We start from the raw sequence: 15,052 nt of genomic DNA, 5'->3' as shown, positions 1-15,052 counted from the left end.
TCGTCCCTGTCTCAGTAGTCGAAGGAGAGGGTGGGGGTGTCGAGCTCCTGGGTGCGCTCATCCCGCTTCGGCAGCGGGGCGCCCTTCAGAGCCGCCTTGCGCATCATCTGGAACCAGATCACCGCGAGCACGCCGTACACCAACGTGAAGGCCACCAGCGAGGTCAGCACCATCCAGCCCGGATTGGCCGAGACCCCCTGCATCGTCATCAGCCGCACAGTGGGATCCAGCGGATTGGGGTGGACCACCCAGGGCTGGCGACCGATCTCGGTGAACACCCAGCCGGCGGAGTTCGCGAAGAACGGCATCGGGATCGACAGCACCGCGAACCACTGGAAGGCCTTCGACCCGGTGGTGCGGGCGTTCTCACCCTTGCCGCGGGTGACCCACAGCGCCCAGAGGGCGAGGATCCCGCTGAAGGCCGCGAGCCCCATCATCAGGCGGAAGGACCAGTAGGTGACGAACAGGTTGGGCCGGTAGTCGACCTCGACCTCCTCGCCGTGGATGTTCAGGGCGGTCTCACCGAACTGCTCCTTGTACTGGGCGTTCAGGTCGTCCACACCCTGCAGCTCGGCATGCGGATCGTTGGTGGCGAGGATCCCGGTCACATAGGGGATCTCGATGATGTGGGTGACGCCGTCGCAGTCCTCGCTGAAGGCATCGGGCCCGCCGACGGTGAGGATGGAGAACGGCACGTCCGTCTGCGTCTCGCACAGCGCCTCGGCCGACGCCATCTTCATCGGCTGCTGCTCGAACATGAGCTTCGCCTGCACATCGCCCGAGATGACCAGCACCACGGCGGAGACGCACATCGCGATCACACCGAAGCGCACCGTGGGGCGGTACAGGTCGCGCGACGCGAGGTGCTGCTCCTGCCCCTCCTCGGTGTCCAGGCCGAGCTGCCGCGCCCGGCGGTGGTGCGTGACCATGTGCCAGGAGGCGACGCCGGTGAGGAAGGCCCCCGCCACCAGCCAGGCGCCGGAGACCACGTGCGGGAACGCCGCGAGCGCGGTGACATTGGTGAGCACCGCGAGGATCGAGCCCTGGGAGGGATCGAGCTCGGCGCGCCCCGTCTCGGGGTTCAGCATCGCGCCGACGGGATGCTGCATGAACGAGTTCGCGGCGATGATGAAGTAGGCCGACAGGGTGGTGCCGATCGCGACCGCCCAGATCGTCAGCAGATGGATCTTCTCGGGCATCTTGCCCCAGCCGAAGATCCACAGCCCCAGGAACACCGATTCGAGGAAGAACGCCGCCAGGCCCTCGAGGGCGAGCGGGGCGCCGAACACGTCGCCCACGTAACGGGCGTACTCGGACCAGTTCATGCCGAACTGGAACTCCTGCACGATGCCGGTGGCGATGCCGATGCCGAAGTTCACAATCAGCATCGAGCCGAAGAACTTCGTCATCCGCGTCCAGGCGTCCTTGCGCACCGGGTCCTTGGAGAACACCGCGCGAGTGTGCATGATCGCGACCAGCAGCGACAGGCCGATGGTGAGCGGCACGAAGATGAAGTGGTACACGGTGGTGATGCCGAACTGCCACCGTGCGAGGTCGAGGGCTTCCATGGGTCCTTCCGGCCGAGCGACACGACGTTATAAAAGCTACGGGCGGGCGCCCGGGGCCAGCAGGACGATGGTCCTGGTCCGGGCGAACCGGCCATGATCCGCAGCGCATGTCGCACAGGGGCGCGCGGAGCCCCTGTGCCATACTGATCGCGGCACTCTCCCGCTCCGTACCGGGTGGGAGAACCTCCCGGCGTCGTGACGTCGGAGCACCGGCTACGCGGACGACCGCGACCGCAGTGCTCCCTCGGTCGGCATCGCAGCGCTTCCACGGGGAGCTGCGCGACGGCGAGGGCTTGAGACTTCCGTCCACAGAGACGATGACCAGACGGGACCAGGGTGCGCTGGTCCTCCAGAAGGAGACGGCCGTATGGCTGACAGCACCCATAATCCCGAGAACGACTCGTCCGACGAGACGCAGACCACCGCCCCCGCGCGTCGTCGCCGCCGTGCCGGAGCCCCCGCAGGAGCACCTGCCTTCACCCCGCCCACCGTCGAGCAGCCCGCGACCACCGCACCGCGCACCGTGGTCGCCCCGCAGGAGACCACCGCCGCGGCGCCCGAGCCGACGGCCGCCCCCAAGCGCCTCCGCCGCCGCGCCGGCGCGCCGGCCGGCGCGCCCGTGATCCCGACGGCGACCGCGCCGGCACCTGAGCCGACCCCCGAGCCCGCGCAGCCGGAGCAGCCGGCTGTCGAGGAGGCTGCGGTCGAGCCCGACGAGCAGACCGCCGCGGAGAACCCGGCGGACGTGAACGCCGTGGAAGAGAACCCCGCGGACGCGAACCCCGTCGTGGGCGATCTGCGCGCCCTGGCCTCGGCCCGCGGCACCGCGGAGACCGAGCCCGCCCGCAAGGCTGCGACGACCGGCCAGAAGGACGACGCGGACGAGGACCGCGCCCGCCGCCGCGAGCAGGTCCAGATGGACTTCGCCTCCCTCCTGTTCCAGGCACCCACCCCGCAGCCGCGCACCACCGTCGGAGCGCACGACGCCCCGGTGGGCAGCGCGGACCTCTCCTTCGCCGCCGCCGAGGTGGACGACGAGGACGACTCGACTCAGGACGCCCAGGAGGAGCAGGACGAGCAGCAGTCCCCGTCCCGCTCGCGCCGCAGCCGCTCGCGCCGCTCCTCGCAGCGTGAGGCCGGCGCCGCCGAGGCGTCCGAGGACAACTCCGCCCCCACCTCCGCCGAGGACGACTCCGAGGGCTCCGAGGACGAGGGCGAGAACGACGAGCGCCGCTCCTCCGACGGCCCGGGGAGCAGCTCCCGGCGCCGCCGCCGTCGCGGGGGCCGGGGACGACGCGGCCGCGGCCGCGGGGACGACGACTCCTCCGTCGACAGCGACTCCGCAGAGAGCTCCGCCGAGGGCGAGGACGCCAGCTCCGACTCCTCCCAGGACGACTCCTCCGGGGGCGAGGGCAACGGCGAGAACGGGGAGTCCGGCTCCTCGAGCTCGTCCGGTTCGCGCCGCCGTCGGCGCCGTCGCCGCTCCGGCAGCGGGAACGACGACGCCGGTGCGTCCGACGATCCACCCAACACCGTGGTCAAGGTCCGCGAGGCCCGCGACGAGGTCCAGGCCGTCAAGGGCTCGACCCGTCTCGAGGCCAAGCGCCAGCGCCGCCGCGAGGGCCGTGACGCAGGCCGTCGCCGCAACGTGATCACCGAGGCCGAGTTCCTCGCCCGCCGCGAGTCCGTCAAGCGCTCGATGGTGGTGCGCGAGCGCGCCGGCCGCACCCAGATCGCCGTGCTCGAGGACGACGTCCTGGTCGAGCACTACGTCGCCCAGAAGTCGCAGACCTCGATGGTCGGCAACGTCTACATGGGCAAGGTCCAGAACGTGCTGCCCTCGATGGAGGCCGCGTTCGTGGACATCGGCAAGGGCCGCAACGCCGTGCTCTACGCCGGCGAGGTGAACTGGGACGCCGTGGGCCTCGAGGGCCAGCCGCGCCGCATCGAGCTCGCGCTCAAGAGCGGCGACCCGGTGCTCGTCCAGGTCACGAAGGACCCCATCGGCCACAAGGGCGCCCGCCTGACCAGTCAGATCTCCCTGCCCGGCCGCTACGTGGTGTTCGTGCCCGGCGGCTCGATGACCGGCATCTCCCGCAAGCTGCCCGACAACGAGCGCGCGCGGCTGAAGAAGATCATGCGCCAGATCATCCCCGAGGACGCGGGCGTCATCGTGCGCACCGCCGCCGAGGGGGCGAGCGAGGAGGAGCTCACCCACGACGTCGAGCGCCTGCGCGCGCAGTGGGAGAAGATCCAGAAGGCGCAGAAGAACCGCTCCGCCCCGGTCGCGCTCTCCCAGGAGCCCGACATCGCGATCAAGGTCGTGCGCGACGTCTTCAACGAGGACTTCACCTCGCTGATCGTCGAGGGCGAGAAGGTGCACGACGACGTCCACGCCTACGTCAGCGACGTCGCGCCGGACCTGCTCGAGCGCGTCACCCGCCACGTCGGCGAGAAGGACGTCTTCGCCAAGCACCGCATCGACGAGCAGCTGCTCAAGGCGATGGACCGCAAGGTCTACCTGCCCTCCGGCGGCTCCCTGGTGATCGACCGCACCGAGGCGATGACCGTGATCGACGTGAACACCGGCAAGTTCACCGGCTCCGGCGGCTCCCTCGAGGAGACCGTCACCAAGAACAACCTCGAATCCGCCGAGGAGATCGTGCGCCAGCTGCGCCTGCGCGACATCGGCGGCATCATCGTCATCGACTTCATCGACATGGTGCTCGAGTCCAACCGCGACCTCGTGCTGCGGCGCCTGGTCGAGTGCCTGGGACGCGACCGCACCAAGCACCAGGTGGCCGAGGTCACCTCCCTGGGGCTCGTGCAGATGACGCGCAAGCGCGTCGGCCAGGGCCTGGTCGAGACCTTCTCGGCCACCTGCGAGCACTGCAGCGGCCGCGGCCTGGTGGTCGACATGGACGGCAGCCACAGCCACGGCGGCAACGGCGGCGGCAGCGGGAACGGGAACGGCGGCGGGGACGACTCCTCGAAGTCCTCCCGGCGCCGGGGCCGTCGCGGCCGCGGCGGCGCCAAGGACGAGGGCGAGAGCACGGACAGCGGCGCCGAGGAGGCGCAGGGCGACGTCCACCGCCTCGAGGACGACGCCGACAGCCGCGCGCTGGCCCGCGCCACGATCGCGTCCATCGCCGCGGCCTCGGGGGCGAGCAGCCAGCCCGAGGTGACGGTCGACGGCGAGGTCGTCACGAGCGGGACCGCGGAGCAGGAGCAGACCACCCCCGACGAGGGGTGACGTGTTCCACAGGGTGTGACCGCGTTCTCGCAGGTCGGACCGTGTCCGGTGGTTGACCGAGGGGTGCGGGGATCGTAAGCTGTCCCCTGGCGCAGAACGTGCCGCAGTCGTGATTCCGGTGGACATCGCGCGACCGCATCTCCCACCCGACCCTGCTCATGCAGGGGCCGGACCCGGTTGACGGTCGCAGGTCCGCGGTGCCACCCCGGTAGGAAGAACGGCTCGAAGAGCAATCCGATTCACAAGATGGAGCATTGACGTGGTGTACGCAATCGTCCGCGCAGGCGGTCGTCAGGAGAAGGTGTCGGTCGGTGACACCATCGTGATCAACCGCGTGGCAGGCGAGGCGGGCGACAGCATCGATCTCGCTCCCGTGCTGCTGGTCGACGGTGACAAGGTCACCTCCGCCCAGAACGAGCTCGCGAAGGTCAAGGTCACCGCCGAGAAGGTCGAGGACCTCCGCGGCGAGAAGATCCGCATCCTCCGCTACAAGAACAAGACCGGTTACAAGAAGCGCCAGGGCCACCGCCAGGAGCTGACCCGGCTGAAGATCACGGGCATCGCCTGAGCGATCCCTCGACCAGACAAGGATTGATCCCAGATGGCATCTAAGAAGGGCGTCAGCTCCTCCAAGAACGGGCGCGACTCGAACGCCCAGCGTCTCGGCGTCAAGCGCTTCGGCGGCCAGATCGTCGGCGCGGGCGAGATCATCGTCCGCCAGCGCGGCACCAAGATCCACCCCGGTGACGGCGTGGGTCGCGGCAACGACGACACGCTGTACGCGCTGACCGCGGGCACCGTGGAGTTCGGTCACAAGCGCGACCGTCGCGTGGTCAGCGTCGTCGAGACGGTCTGAGCACCTCGTCCCGGTCACCGGGACGCACAGCTTCCTTCGAGGGGCGGAGCCTGACGCTCCGCCCCTCGACGCATTCCCCACCATCATCGGAGTGAACCCATGGCCACATTCGTCGACCGCGTCACCCTGCAGGTCATCGGGGGATCGGGCGGGAACGGCGCCGCCTCCATCCGTCGTGAGAAGTTCAAGCCCCTGGCCGGGCCCGATGGCGCCGACGGCGGCCGCGGCGGCGACGTGATCCTCGAGGTCGACGCCTCGACCACGACGCTGCTCGAGTACCACCACAAGCCCCACCAGAAGGCCACCAGCGGCGGCTTCGGCAAGGGCGATCTGCGCCATGGGGCGCGCGGCGAGGACCTCGTGCTCTCCGTCCCGGACGGCACCGTGGTCACCGATGAGCACGGCACCGTGCTCGCGGACCTCATCGGCATCGGCACCCGCTTCGTCGCCGCCCGCGGCGGCAGCGGCGGTCTCGGCAACGCGGCGCTGGCCAACGCCCGGCGCAAGGCCCCCGGCTTCGCTCTGCTCGGCGAGCCCGGGCAGGAGCGCACCCTCGTGCTCGAGCTGAAGTCCGTCGCGGACGTCGCCCTGGTGGGATACCCCAGTGCCGGCAAGTCCTCGCTGATCGCGGCGATGAGCGCCGCGCGGCCGAAGATCGCCGACTACCCCTTCACCACGCTGGTGCCGAACCTCGGGGTGGTTGAGGCGGGCGAGCACCGCTACACCATCGCGGACGTGCCCGGACTGATCCCCGGCGCGAGCCAGGGCAAGGGCCTGGGTCTGGATTTCCTGCGCCACATCGAGCGCTGCCACGTGCTGGTGCATGTGCTGGACGCCGCCGCGCTCGAATCCGATCGGGACCCGGTCAAGGACCTCGAGACCATCGAGCACGAGCTCGCGAGCTATGCGGCCGGGCTCGACGAGGAGGCCGGTGAGCGGGTGCCGCTGATGGAGCGCCCCACGGTGATCGTGCTCAACAAGACCGATCTGCCCGACGGGGCCGACATGGCCGACATGGTGCGCGAGCGCCTCGGGGAGCGCGGCGTGCCGATCCTCGATGTCTCCGCGATCTCCCGCAAGGGCCTGCGAGAGCTCTCCTTCACCCTCGGCGAGCTGGTCGAGCAGGCCCGTGCCGCTCTGCCCGCTCCGGAGCCGGCCCCGATCGTGCTGACCCCCAAGGCGGTCGACGAGAAGGCCTTCGAGGTGGTCATCGAGCAGTACGACGGCGACAACGCCTACCGCGTGCGCGGCGACAAGCCCGAGCGCTGGGTGCAGCAGACCGACTTCACCAACGACGAGGCCGTCGGATTCCTCGCCGACCGCCTTGCCAAGCTCGGTGTGGAGGACCGGCTGTACGCCGCCGGCGCGGTGGCCGGCTCGACCGTGCTGATCGGGGCGGGCGCCGACGCGGTCGTCTTCGACTGGGAGCCGACGATGGTGGGCGGCGCCGAGCTGCTGGGCCGGCGCGGCACCGATGAGCGTTTCGAGGACCATCGCCGTCCCACCCGCGAGGAGAAGCGGGAGACCCAGCGTCTGCGCACCCAGCAGCGGATGGACCGGATCGCCGCGATGGAGGCCGAGCGCAAGGCCGGGCACTGGGCCGATCCCGCCTCCGAGGACGAGGCCCGGTGAGCACACCGGAGCTGCGCCAGCCCGGACGGATCACCTCGCGCGAGGCCCTCGGCGCGGCGCGGCGCATCGTGGTGAAGATCGGCTCCTCGAGCCTCACCGACGAGCACGGACAGCTCGACGAGCAGCGCGTCCGGGGGATCGCGGACGTCGCCGCCCATCTGGCCGGCCGCGGCACCGAGCTGGTGATCGTCTCCTCGGGCGCGATCGCCGCGGCGCTGAGCCCGCTGGGACTGGCCGAGCGGCCCTCCTCGGTCGAGCTCCAGCAGGCCGCCGCGAGCGTGGGACAGGCGCTGCTGGCCGGCGCCTGGTCGAGCGCCCTGGGCGCCCACGGCCTGATCACGGGGCAGGTGCTGCTGACCGAGTCCGACGTGATCCGCCCCGAGACCTACCGCAACGTGCGCAGCGCGCTCGAGGCGCTGCTGGATCTCCAGGCCGTGCCGGTGGTCAACGAGAACGACACCACCGCCACCCACGAGATCCGCTTCGGGGACAACGACCGCCTGGCCGCGCTGGTCGCCCAGCTGCTGGGCGCCGACGCGCTGATCCTGCTCACCGACGTGGACGCGCTCTACACCGCCCCGCCCCGCGAGCCCGGCGCCCGACGCATCGGCCAGGTCGACGACGTGGCACGCCTCGCCGGGGTCAGCATCGGCTCGGTGGGCTCGAAGGTGGGCACCGGCGGCATGGTCACCAAGCTCTCCGCCGCCCAGCTGGCCGTCACCACCGGCACCGCGGCGCTGATGACCACGCCCGAGAACTTCGCCGCCGCGCTCGAGGGCGGGGAGGTGGGCACGTTCTTCCCCGCCCACCACGGCCGCCGCCGCTCGCAGCTGGTGTGGCTGCGCTTCGCGACCCGCGGCGCGGGCATCCTGCACCTGGACCAGGGGGCCGCCGAGGCGGTCCGCAGCCGCCGCCGGTCCCTGCTGGCCGTCGGCATCACCGCGGTCACCGGCACCTTCCCGGCAGGCGTCCCGGTGGATGTCGCCGCCCCGGACGGCGCGATCATCGCCCGCGGCATCGCCTCCTTCAGCAGCGACGAGCTGCGGGCCATGGCCGGCCGCGGCACCGACGAGGCGCGCGAGCACCTGGGGGAGCGGTTCCGCCGCCCCGCCATCCATCGCGACCAGCTGGTGACCCTCTGAGCCGTCGCGAGGAGCGGACACCCCTCGGCCTGCACGGCCCGCGCTCGTAGACTCGGGCCATGGACGACCTGACCCCCACCAGCGAGGATCCCACCCTGACCGCCGCAGTCCTCGACGCCGCTCGCGCGGCGCGGGACGCCCAGCCCGCCCTCGCCCGGCTCCACCGCGGCACCAAGGACCGCGTGCTGACGGCGATGGCGGACGCGCTCGTGGAGCGCGCCGAGGAGATCGTCGCCGCCAACGCCCGGGATCTCGAGGCGGCCGACGCCGCCGGCATGGCCGCCGGTCTGCGCGACCGGCTCGCCCTGGACTCCCGGCGCGTCGCCTCGATCGCCCAGCAGCTGCGGGACGCGGCCGCCCTGCCCGATCCCGTCGGCGAGGTGGTGCGCGGCTCCGTGCTCGACAACGGGCTCGAGCTGCGCGAGGTGCGCGTGCCGATGGGCGTGATCGGGATGGTCTACGAGGCGCGCCCGAACGTCACCGTCGACGCCGCGGGCCTCGCCCTCAAGGCCGGCAGCGCGGTGGTGCTGCGCGGCGGCTCCGCCGCGCTGCACTCGAACACCGCGCTGATCGCGGTGCTGCGCTCGGTGCTCGCCGAGCACGATCTGCCCGAGGACCTCATCGTCGGGATCGACGAGCACGGGCGCGAGGGCGTGGACGTGCTGATGCGGGCCCGCGGGCTGGTCGACGTGCTGATCCCGCGCGGGGGAGCGGGACTGATCCGCCGCGTGGTCGAGCACTCGCTGGTCCCGGTGATCGAGACCGGCACCGGCAAGACCCACATCCTCCTCGACGCCACCGCCGATCTCGAGGACGCCGCCGCGATCGTCGCCAATGCCAAGACCCAGCGGATCGGCGTGTGCAACGCCCTGGAGACCCTGCTGGTCCACCGCGACATCGCCGCCGAGGCGCTGCCGCGCGTGGCCGCACCGCTGGTCGAGGCCGGGGTGCGCTTCCACGCGGACGAGCCCTCCGCCGCGCTCCTCGCCGAGACGGTGCCCGAGGCGCAGGTGGTCCCCGCGAGCGAGGAGGACTGGGAGACCGAGTACCTGGCCCTCGAGCTCGCCGTGAAGATCGTCGACGACCTCGACGCGGCGCTCGCCCACATCCGCGCGCACTCCACCGGGCACACCGAGTCGATCCTCACCCGCGACTCCACCAGCCAGCACCGCTTCCTCACCGAGGTCGACTCGGCGGTGGTGATGGCCAACGCCTCCACCCGCTTCTCCGACGGCGGCGAGTTCGGCTTCGGCGCGGAGATCGGGATCTCCACCCAGAAGCTCCACGCCCGCGGCCCGATGGGCCTGCGGGAGATCACCGCGACCAAGTGGCTGGTGGTGGGGCAGGGCCAGGTGCGGCCGTGAGCCCACTCCCATCATGCGCGCCGGGGCATGAGACCGCAGGCCGCTGTGGGATGATGGCACGGTCACCCGTGGAAAGGCCCTGAAGAAGATGACTGAGCAGCTCGTGATCCTCGCCGAGTCCGGCGCCCTCGCCAGCGAGGGGATCCCTGCGCCCGCTATCGGCATCGGTATGTTCCTCATCCTGATGTCCCTGCTGGGCCTGACCTGGCTCACCGGCGGGAAGCACCACCGCAGCCTGGACAAGAAGAACGACTCCGGCTCCGATCACTGACCTCGTGGAGCTGCAGCGACGCCGGATCGGCGTGATGGGCGGGACGTTCGATCCGATCCATCACGGCCACCTCGTCGCCGCCAGCGAGGTCCAGAGCGTCTTCGGTCTCGACGAGGTCGTCTTCGTCCCCACCGGTCGGCCCTGGCAGAAGGAGGACCGGGAGATCTCCGATCCGGAGCACCGGTACCTGATGACGGTGGTTGCCACGGCGGCCAACCCCGTCTTCACCGTCTCCCGGGTGGACATCGACCGGCCGGGCGCCACCTACACGATCGACACGCTGCGTGACCTGCACCGGGACCAGCCCGAGGCGGACCTGTTCTTCATCACCGGCGCGGATGCTTTGCAGAACATCCTCACCTGGAAGGACACCGAGGAGATCTTCGAGCTCGCCCACTTCGTCGGGGTCACCCGGCCCGGGCACGAGCTCGACACCTCGGGACTGCCGGATGACGGCGTCACCCTCATCGAGGTCCCCGCGATGGCGATCAGCTCCACCGACTGCCGCACCCGGGTCGCGGCCGGCGCGCCCGTCTGGTACCTGGTGCCCGACGGCGTCGTCCAATACATCAACAAGTACGCCCTCTACACAGGAGGTGACGGCCGATGACCGAGCCCCAGACCACTCCGCGGCGCGGACGCCGCGCCCGTGAGCTGAGCCCCGAGGAGAGCGCCGCCCTGGAAGCACGCGCCGCCATGGAGTCCACGCGCGAGCAGCAGGCGGTGCCCGGGGTGCGCGGTGCCGTGGCCCCGCCGACGGCTGACGCCCAGCGCCCTGCGCTGCGCAAGTTCGGCCGTCGCGCCCGCATCATCGAGCTCAGCGAGGAGCCGGCGCCGAGCGGCGGCTCCGCCGTGCCCGCCGCCGAGGCGGCGGCCGTGAGCACCCTGACCCACGACCACGACGGGGTGGAGCTCGGCGAGCTCTCGGTGACCGAGGCCCCCGAGCCCAAGCCCGCGCCCCGCTTCGACGGCAAGGTGCTGCACCGCCCCGAGCGGTCCGGCGGCCGAGCGCTGCTGTGGCTGGTGTGGGCGCTCGTCGCGATCGCGCTGGTCGTGCTGGTCGCCCTGCTGCTCACCGGCGTGATCGGCCCCGGCACGGCCTCCGCCGCCGATCTCGCCCTGACCGAACTGTTCGTCGACCATTCCCATCCCGTCCTGGAGGAAGCTGCCGCGTGAGCGCCCCTGAAGAATCCCTCGACCTCTCCCGGGTGGCCGCACAGGCCGCCACGGACAAGCTGGCACAGGAGGTCATCGGCCTCGATGTCTCCGAGCTGGTGGTGATCACCGACGTCTTCCTCGTGTGCAGCGGGGAGTCCGAGCGTCAGGTCTCCGCGATCGTCGACGGCGTCGAGGAGGCGCTGCTCAAGGAGCGTCGCCGCAAGCCGCTGCGCCGTGAGGGCGAGCGGGACGCGCGCTGGGTCCTGCTGGACTACGGCGACATCGTCGTGCACGTCCAGCACGCCGAGGACCGCGCCTTCTACGCGCTCGAGCGGCTCTGGCGCGACGCCCCCGTGATCGATCTGCACATCGACCGGGCCGCCGCGGAGTGAGGGCCGCGCGCACCCGTCTGATCCTGGTGCGCCACGGTCAGACGGAGTACAACCGACAGGGCCGCCTCCAGGGGCAGGTGGACATCCCGCTGAACGAAGCCGGCATCCGCCAGGCGGAGAGCCTGGCCGCGCTGGTGAGCGCGGACCCGCCGGACCTCCTGGTCGCCTCGCCGCTTCAGCGCGCGCGGGAGACCGCTCGCCTCCTCTCCCGCGGCACGGGGCTCGAGGTCCGCACCGATGGCGCCTTCCTCGAGCGCAGCTTCGGCCGCTGGGAGGGGCTCACGGGCGAGGAGATCCATCGCCGCTGGCCCGAGGAGCACGCCGACTGGCGCGCGCACCGCCCGGTGCTCGGCCTCGGCGTCGAGGACCGCCCCGAGGTGGGGGAGCGGGTAGCGGCGGCCTGCCGTGCCCTGGTCGCGGCGCACGACGGCGGCACCGTGATGGTGGTCGCCCACGGTGCGGCGATCACGCTCGGCATCACCACCCTGCTCGGCCTGGACGCCAACGGCTTCCGCGGCATCGCCGGGCTGGAGAACTGCCATCGCTCCGTGCTCGAACCCCTCCACTCGGAGCCCGCGGACGGGCTGATGAGGTTGGTGTCACACAACCTGCCTCCCGATTTCCCCGGGGATCGGAACCCGGGGTAATATCGATGAGTCGCCTGCGGGCGGCACCCGATACGGGGCTATGGCGCAGTTGGTAGCGCGCTTCCATGGCATGGAAGAGGTCAGGGGTTCGAATCCCCTTAGCTCCACGTAAAGTTGAACGTTCGAACCTTGCCCCGCATCATCGCGGGGCAAGGTTCTTTCGTTGTGTGGCCTGGGGCTGGTCGCCAGGATCGTCTGGATGGCCTCGGCTGGTTCGAGGGTGGCCTGGTCCTCGTCATCGATGACGATGCGGTCGAACAGGGCCCGGTTGAGCATCCGCCGCTCTGAGGGTTCTGCCTTCGCGTAGACGTCGCCGATGTCGGTGAGGAGGCCGAGGATCGCGTCAAGCCCGACCTTGGCCTTGTCGTAGGTCGTCTCCAAGGTGTCGAGCCGACCCGTGATCGCTTGGAGGCTGGCGCGGATGCGGTCTTGCTCGGTCTTGAGCAGGTCGATGGGGATCGCGTCGGCGTAGTGGGCTTGGAGGAGCTTGACCTGTTCGGCTTCGAGCTTGGCCTTCTGCCCGGTCAGCAGCTTCTTCTCGTCGCTCGTGGATTCGGAGAGGGTGTCGAACACCGGCCCGAGCACGCCCTGAACCTGTGCTGCCTCGCCGGGGCTGATGGAGATGTCCTGGTAGCCGGTCTCGATCGCCTGTTCCACGCGGTGGGTGAGGATGGCGGTGCGCTGGCAGTCGTTGCGCTTGAACCGGCGGCCGGTGCAGGTGAAGTAGTCGTAGGCGACGCCCTGGTGGTTGCGAGGCCTCTCGAACATGAGCTTCTTCCCGCAGCCGCAGTAGATCGAGCCTTTGAGGTAGTGGTCGTACTTCTGCGGCTTGTCGCCGACGACGTGGTTCTGCTGGAGGATCGTCTGCACCTGCTCGAACGTCTCCGGCGTCACGAGCGCATCGTGCGTGCCGGGGTAGGTGACGTCGCGGAAGGTGACAATGCCCTGGTAGTAGGGGTTGGTGAGGATCTTGTGCAGCGCGGTCGTGGTGACCGGCTTCGCCGGGAACGACGGCGTCGGCCTCGTGGTGAGGCCGCGGGTCTCCAGCTCCCTGGCGAGCCTCGACAGCGACCAGTCCCCGGTGGCGTAAGCGGTGAACGCGAACCGGATCAGCTCGGCCCGGTCGGGATCGAGCCGCACCTCGCGGACTTCGCGCCCGTTCGCATCCACTGTGCGGATGTTGAGGTAGCCGATGGGCGCCTTGTGCGGGGTGCCGCCGATCGTCGCTTTCTGCACGAGCCCCTTGGTGACCTCCTGGGCGAGGTTCAGGGAGTAGAACTCGGCGATGGAGGCCATGATGCCGTGCATGAGCATGCCGGACGGGGTCTCGTCGATGTTCTCCATGACGGACACGAGCGTGACCCCGGCCTGGCGGAGGGTGGCGTGGATGATCGCGTCATCGAGCCGGTTGCGAGCGATGCGGTCGACCTTGTTGATGATGCAGTACCGGACGGGGTGCTCGGCGAGGTAGTTCAGCATCTCCTGGAGCGCTTTGCGACGCGCGGTTTTCCCGGACTCGCCGGGCTCGATGAACTCCGCGACGATGACCGCGCCGAGCTGGTCGGCCTTCCGCTGCGCGGCGTCGCGCTGCGCGGGGATGGAGAGACCTTCTTCGAGCCCGTTGCGGGTGGCCTGGTCCTTGGTGGAGACCCGCAAGTACGAGATCGCAGGCACCTTCCCATCAGGAAGAACCTGCTCGTAGGCGGGTTTCGGGCCGGAGGCGAGGGTGCGCAGGGCGCTTAGGTCGAGGCCTGCGGGGAGGTCGATGAGCGTCATGGTCGTGACTGCCTTTCGGGCTCTCACCCAGCACCCAGCGATGGGGTTGGGTGCGGGCGCCGACTGGCGGTCACGACACAGATGGGAAGGCCTGCCGAACCGCGACGGGCTCGGGCAACAGATGGGTTAGCCGGTAGCGCCCTGGATGGACGTACAACAGGGATTCTACCGTTCGCTGGCCAGCAGCGCCCGGAGCTGGTCTCCGGCCTGGCCGACCGGGCTGCCGGTGCCGGCCTCGCGCAGGGCGACGCGGATGAGGACTTCGGCGATCTTCCCAGTGTCGATCTGCTCCCGCCTCGTGAACGTGACCCGCAGCCGCCGGTCCGATGATGGGCGTTGAGTCTTGCGCTGATAGTTCCGCACCATCACCGATCACCCGCCTTCGGAATCGGCACCCATGTCGGGGTCGATGTCGGCGTCGTCGAGGCGGGCGAAGAAGGCGTCCTCGGCGGCTTTGCGGCGGGCGACCTGTTCGATCACGAAGGCCACGAAGTCCTCGCGCCGGTTCGTGATCGGGATGTCTTCGACCGGCGGTGCCGGGGGCTCGCCGGGCCAGGCGGTCTGCCGGTCGGGGCGGTCGCGATGCAGGCGGGTGCCGGAGGCGGCGACCCAGTCGCGCAGCCGCTGCCGGGCGGCGGCGAAGTCGCGGTGCCACCCGATCGCGGCCGAGGCGTCCTGTTCTGGGTCGTACGCGGCCAGCCAGTGCAGGTGCAGCGCGGACAGCTCCCACTTCAGCGCCGGATGCCGGTGCCACAACGGCGGGATCACCGATGCGGGCAGCGCGTACTCTCGCCTGACCCACTCGACCCAACGGTTCAGGGCGAGCCATTCCTGCTCCAGGTCGTGCGCGAGCAGCAGGTTCCAGTTCACCGGCCGCGGCGGCCCCGGCACATCATCGTCGGGGCCTGTCGGACCGAGGTCCTCGTCCTCCCACTCTTCCGGTTCGGGGAGGTCGGGCGGGGTGGTGGTGTCGTTCATCGCGTCCGCCTCCGT

General features: G+C 70.7%; 14 protein-coding genes, 1 tRNA gene and 1 pseudogene. 12 read left to right on the top strand and 4 right to left on the bottom strand.

All coding sequences use genetic code 11. The annotated features are described in order from the left end of the window. Positions 1-11 precede the first annotated feature (11 nt). Entirely contained in the window at positions 12-1,568 is a 1,557-nt protein-coding gene (locus BN4251_RS12480) for a cytochrome ubiquinol oxidase subunit I (RefSeq protein WP_087485402.1), read from the bottom strand. Positions 1,569-1,935: 367 nt separating this feature from the next. Between BN4251_RS12480 and BN4251_RS12475 the strand changes: the two genes are divergently transcribed. From BN4251_RS12475 to BN4251_RS12420, 12 genes are all read left to right on the top strand, one after another. Further along, the gene (locus BN4251_RS12475; RefSeq protein WP_087485401.1) at positions 1,936-4,821 is read left to right on the top strand and encodes an Rne/Rng family ribonuclease; all 2,886 of its coding nucleotides are present in this window, start codon (positions 1,936-1,938) and stop codon (positions 4,819-4,821) included. A gap of 259 nt (positions 4,822-5,080) precedes the next feature. After that, the gene (gene rplU / locus BN4251_RS12470) at positions 5,081-5,389 is read left to right on the top strand and encodes a 50S ribosomal protein L21 (RefSeq protein WP_015775855.1); all 309 of its coding nucleotides are present in this window, start codon (positions 5,081-5,083) and stop codon (positions 5,387-5,389) included. 33 nt (positions 5,390-5,422) lie between these two features. Next, entirely contained in the window at positions 5,423-5,677 is a 255-nt protein-coding gene (gene rpmA, locus BN4251_RS12465; RefSeq protein WP_087485400.1) for a 50S ribosomal protein L27, read from the top strand. Between the two features lie 99 nt (positions 5,678-5,776). Further along, the gene (gene obgE, locus BN4251_RS12460) at positions 5,777-7,309 is read left to right on the top strand and encodes a GTPase ObgE (RefSeq protein WP_087485399.1); all 1,533 of its coding nucleotides are present in this window, start codon (positions 5,777-5,779) and stop codon (positions 7,307-7,309) included. Next, positions 7,306-8,451, top strand: coding sequence for a glutamate 5-kinase (gene proB, locus BN4251_RS12455; RefSeq protein WP_087485398.1), 1,146 nt, complete (start codon positions 7,306-7,308; stop codon positions 8,449-8,451). Before obgE ends, proB begins: the two co-directional genes overlap by 4 nt. A gap of 59 nt (positions 8,452-8,510) precedes the next feature. Further along, the gene (locus tag BN4251_RS12450) at positions 8,511-9,815 is read left to right on the top strand and encodes a glutamate-5-semialdehyde dehydrogenase (RefSeq protein WP_087485397.1); all 1,305 of its coding nucleotides are present in this window, start codon (positions 8,511-8,513) and stop codon (positions 9,813-9,815) included. Positions 9,816-9,903: 88 nt separating this feature from the next. After that, on the top strand, positions 9,904-10,086 hold the full coding sequence (locus tag BN4251_RS12445) for a hypothetical protein (RefSeq protein ID WP_087485396.1): 183 nt from the start codon (positions 9,904-9,906) through the stop codon (positions 10,084-10,086). A 4-nt stretch (positions 10,087-10,090) separates the two neighbouring features. Further along, entirely contained in the window at positions 10,091-10,696 is a 606-nt protein-coding gene (nadD, locus tag BN4251_RS12440) for a nicotinate-nucleotide adenylyltransferase (protein ID WP_087485395.1), read from the top strand. Then, on the top strand, positions 10,693-11,262 hold the full coding sequence (locus BN4251_RS12435; RefSeq protein ID WP_087485394.1) for a hypothetical protein: 570 nt from the start codon (positions 10,693-10,695) through the stop codon (positions 11,260-11,262). Before nadD ends, BN4251_RS12435 begins: the two co-directional genes overlap by 4 nt. After that, positions 11,259-11,636 (top strand): ribosome silencing factor, encoded by a 378-nt coding sequence (gene rsfS, locus BN4251_RS12430; protein WP_087485393.1) that lies wholly within the window; start codon positions 11,259-11,261, stop codon positions 11,634-11,636. The genes BN4251_RS12435 and rsfS overlap by 4 nt, the downstream gene beginning before the upstream one ends. A gap of 26 nt (positions 11,637-11,662) precedes the next feature. Beyond that, a complete protein-coding gene (locus BN4251_RS12425; RefSeq protein WP_342744526.1) occupies positions 11,663-12,283 on the top strand; it encodes a histidine phosphatase family protein in 621 nt (206 codons plus the stop codon). 34 nt (positions 12,284-12,317) lie between these two features. Further along, positions 12,318-12,390: transfer RNA gene (locus BN4251_RS12420), tRNA-Ala, on the top strand. 589 nt (positions 12,391-12,979) lie between these two features. Here BN4251_RS12420 and BN4251_RS18995 read toward each other — a convergent pair. The 3 genes and pseudogenes from BN4251_RS18995 to BN4251_RS12395 form a co-directional block, all read right to left on the bottom strand. After that, positions 12,980-14,059: pseudogene (locus BN4251_RS18995) on the bottom strand (recombinase family protein); the annotation flags it as partial. 165 nt (positions 14,060-14,224) lie between these two features. After that, positions 14,225-14,425 carry a hypothetical protein gene (locus tag BN4251_RS12400; protein WP_087485389.1) on the bottom strand — a complete coding sequence of 67 codons (201 nt, stop codon included), beginning with the start codon at positions 14,423-14,425 and terminating at the stop codon, positions 14,225-14,227. A 6-nt stretch (positions 14,426-14,431) separates the two neighbouring features. After that, on the bottom strand, positions 14,432-15,037 hold the full coding sequence (locus tag BN4251_RS12395; RefSeq protein WP_087485388.1) for a hypothetical protein: 606 nt from the start codon (positions 15,035-15,037) through the stop codon (positions 14,432-14,434). Between the last annotated feature and the right edge of the window lie 15 nt (positions 15,038-15,052).

The sequence above is a fragment of the Brachybacterium massiliense genome (assembly GCF_900184245.1).
Lineage (GTDB): Bacteria > Actinomycetota > Actinomycetes > Actinomycetales > Dermabacteraceae > Brachybacterium > Brachybacterium massiliense.
This window is presented reverse-complemented; position numbering and strand designations above follow the sequence as displayed.

Bases quoted from the DNA above. Each gene is read 5' to 3' on its own strand.
- obgE (WP_087485399.1), top strand. From the start codon at position 5,777: ATGGCCACATTCGTCGACCGCGTCACCCTGCAGGTCATCGGGGGATCG.
- rpmA (WP_087485400.1), top strand. From the start codon at position 5,423: ATGGCATCTAAGAAGGGCGTCAGCTCCTCCAAGAACGGGCGCGACTCG.
- BN4251_RS12475 (WP_087485401.1), top strand. From the start codon at position 1,936: ATGGCTGACAGCACCCATAATCCCGAGAACGACTCGTCCGACGAGACG.
- BN4251_RS12435 (WP_087485394.1), top strand. From the start codon at position 10,693: ATGACCGAGCCCCAGACCACTCCGCGGCGCGGACGCCGCGCCCGTGAG.
- BN4251_RS12480 (WP_087485402.1), bottom strand. From the start codon at position 1,568: ATGGAAGCCCTCGACCTCGCACGGTGGCAGTTCGGCATCACCACCGTG.
- BN4251_RS12450 (WP_087485397.1), top strand. From the start codon at position 8,511: ATGGACGACCTGACCCCCACCAGCGAGGATCCCACCCTGACCGCCGCA.
- BN4251_RS12395 (WP_087485388.1), bottom strand. From the start codon at position 15,037: ATGAACGACACCACCACCCCGCCCGACCTCCCCGAACCGGAAGAGTGG.
- BN4251_RS12400 (WP_087485389.1), bottom strand. From the start codon at position 14,425: ATGGTGCGGAACTATCAGCGCAAGACTCAACGCCCATCATCGGACCGG.
- BN4251_RS12445 (WP_087485396.1), top strand. From the start codon at position 9,904: ATGACTGAGCAGCTCGTGATCCTCGCCGAGTCCGGCGCCCTCGCCAGC.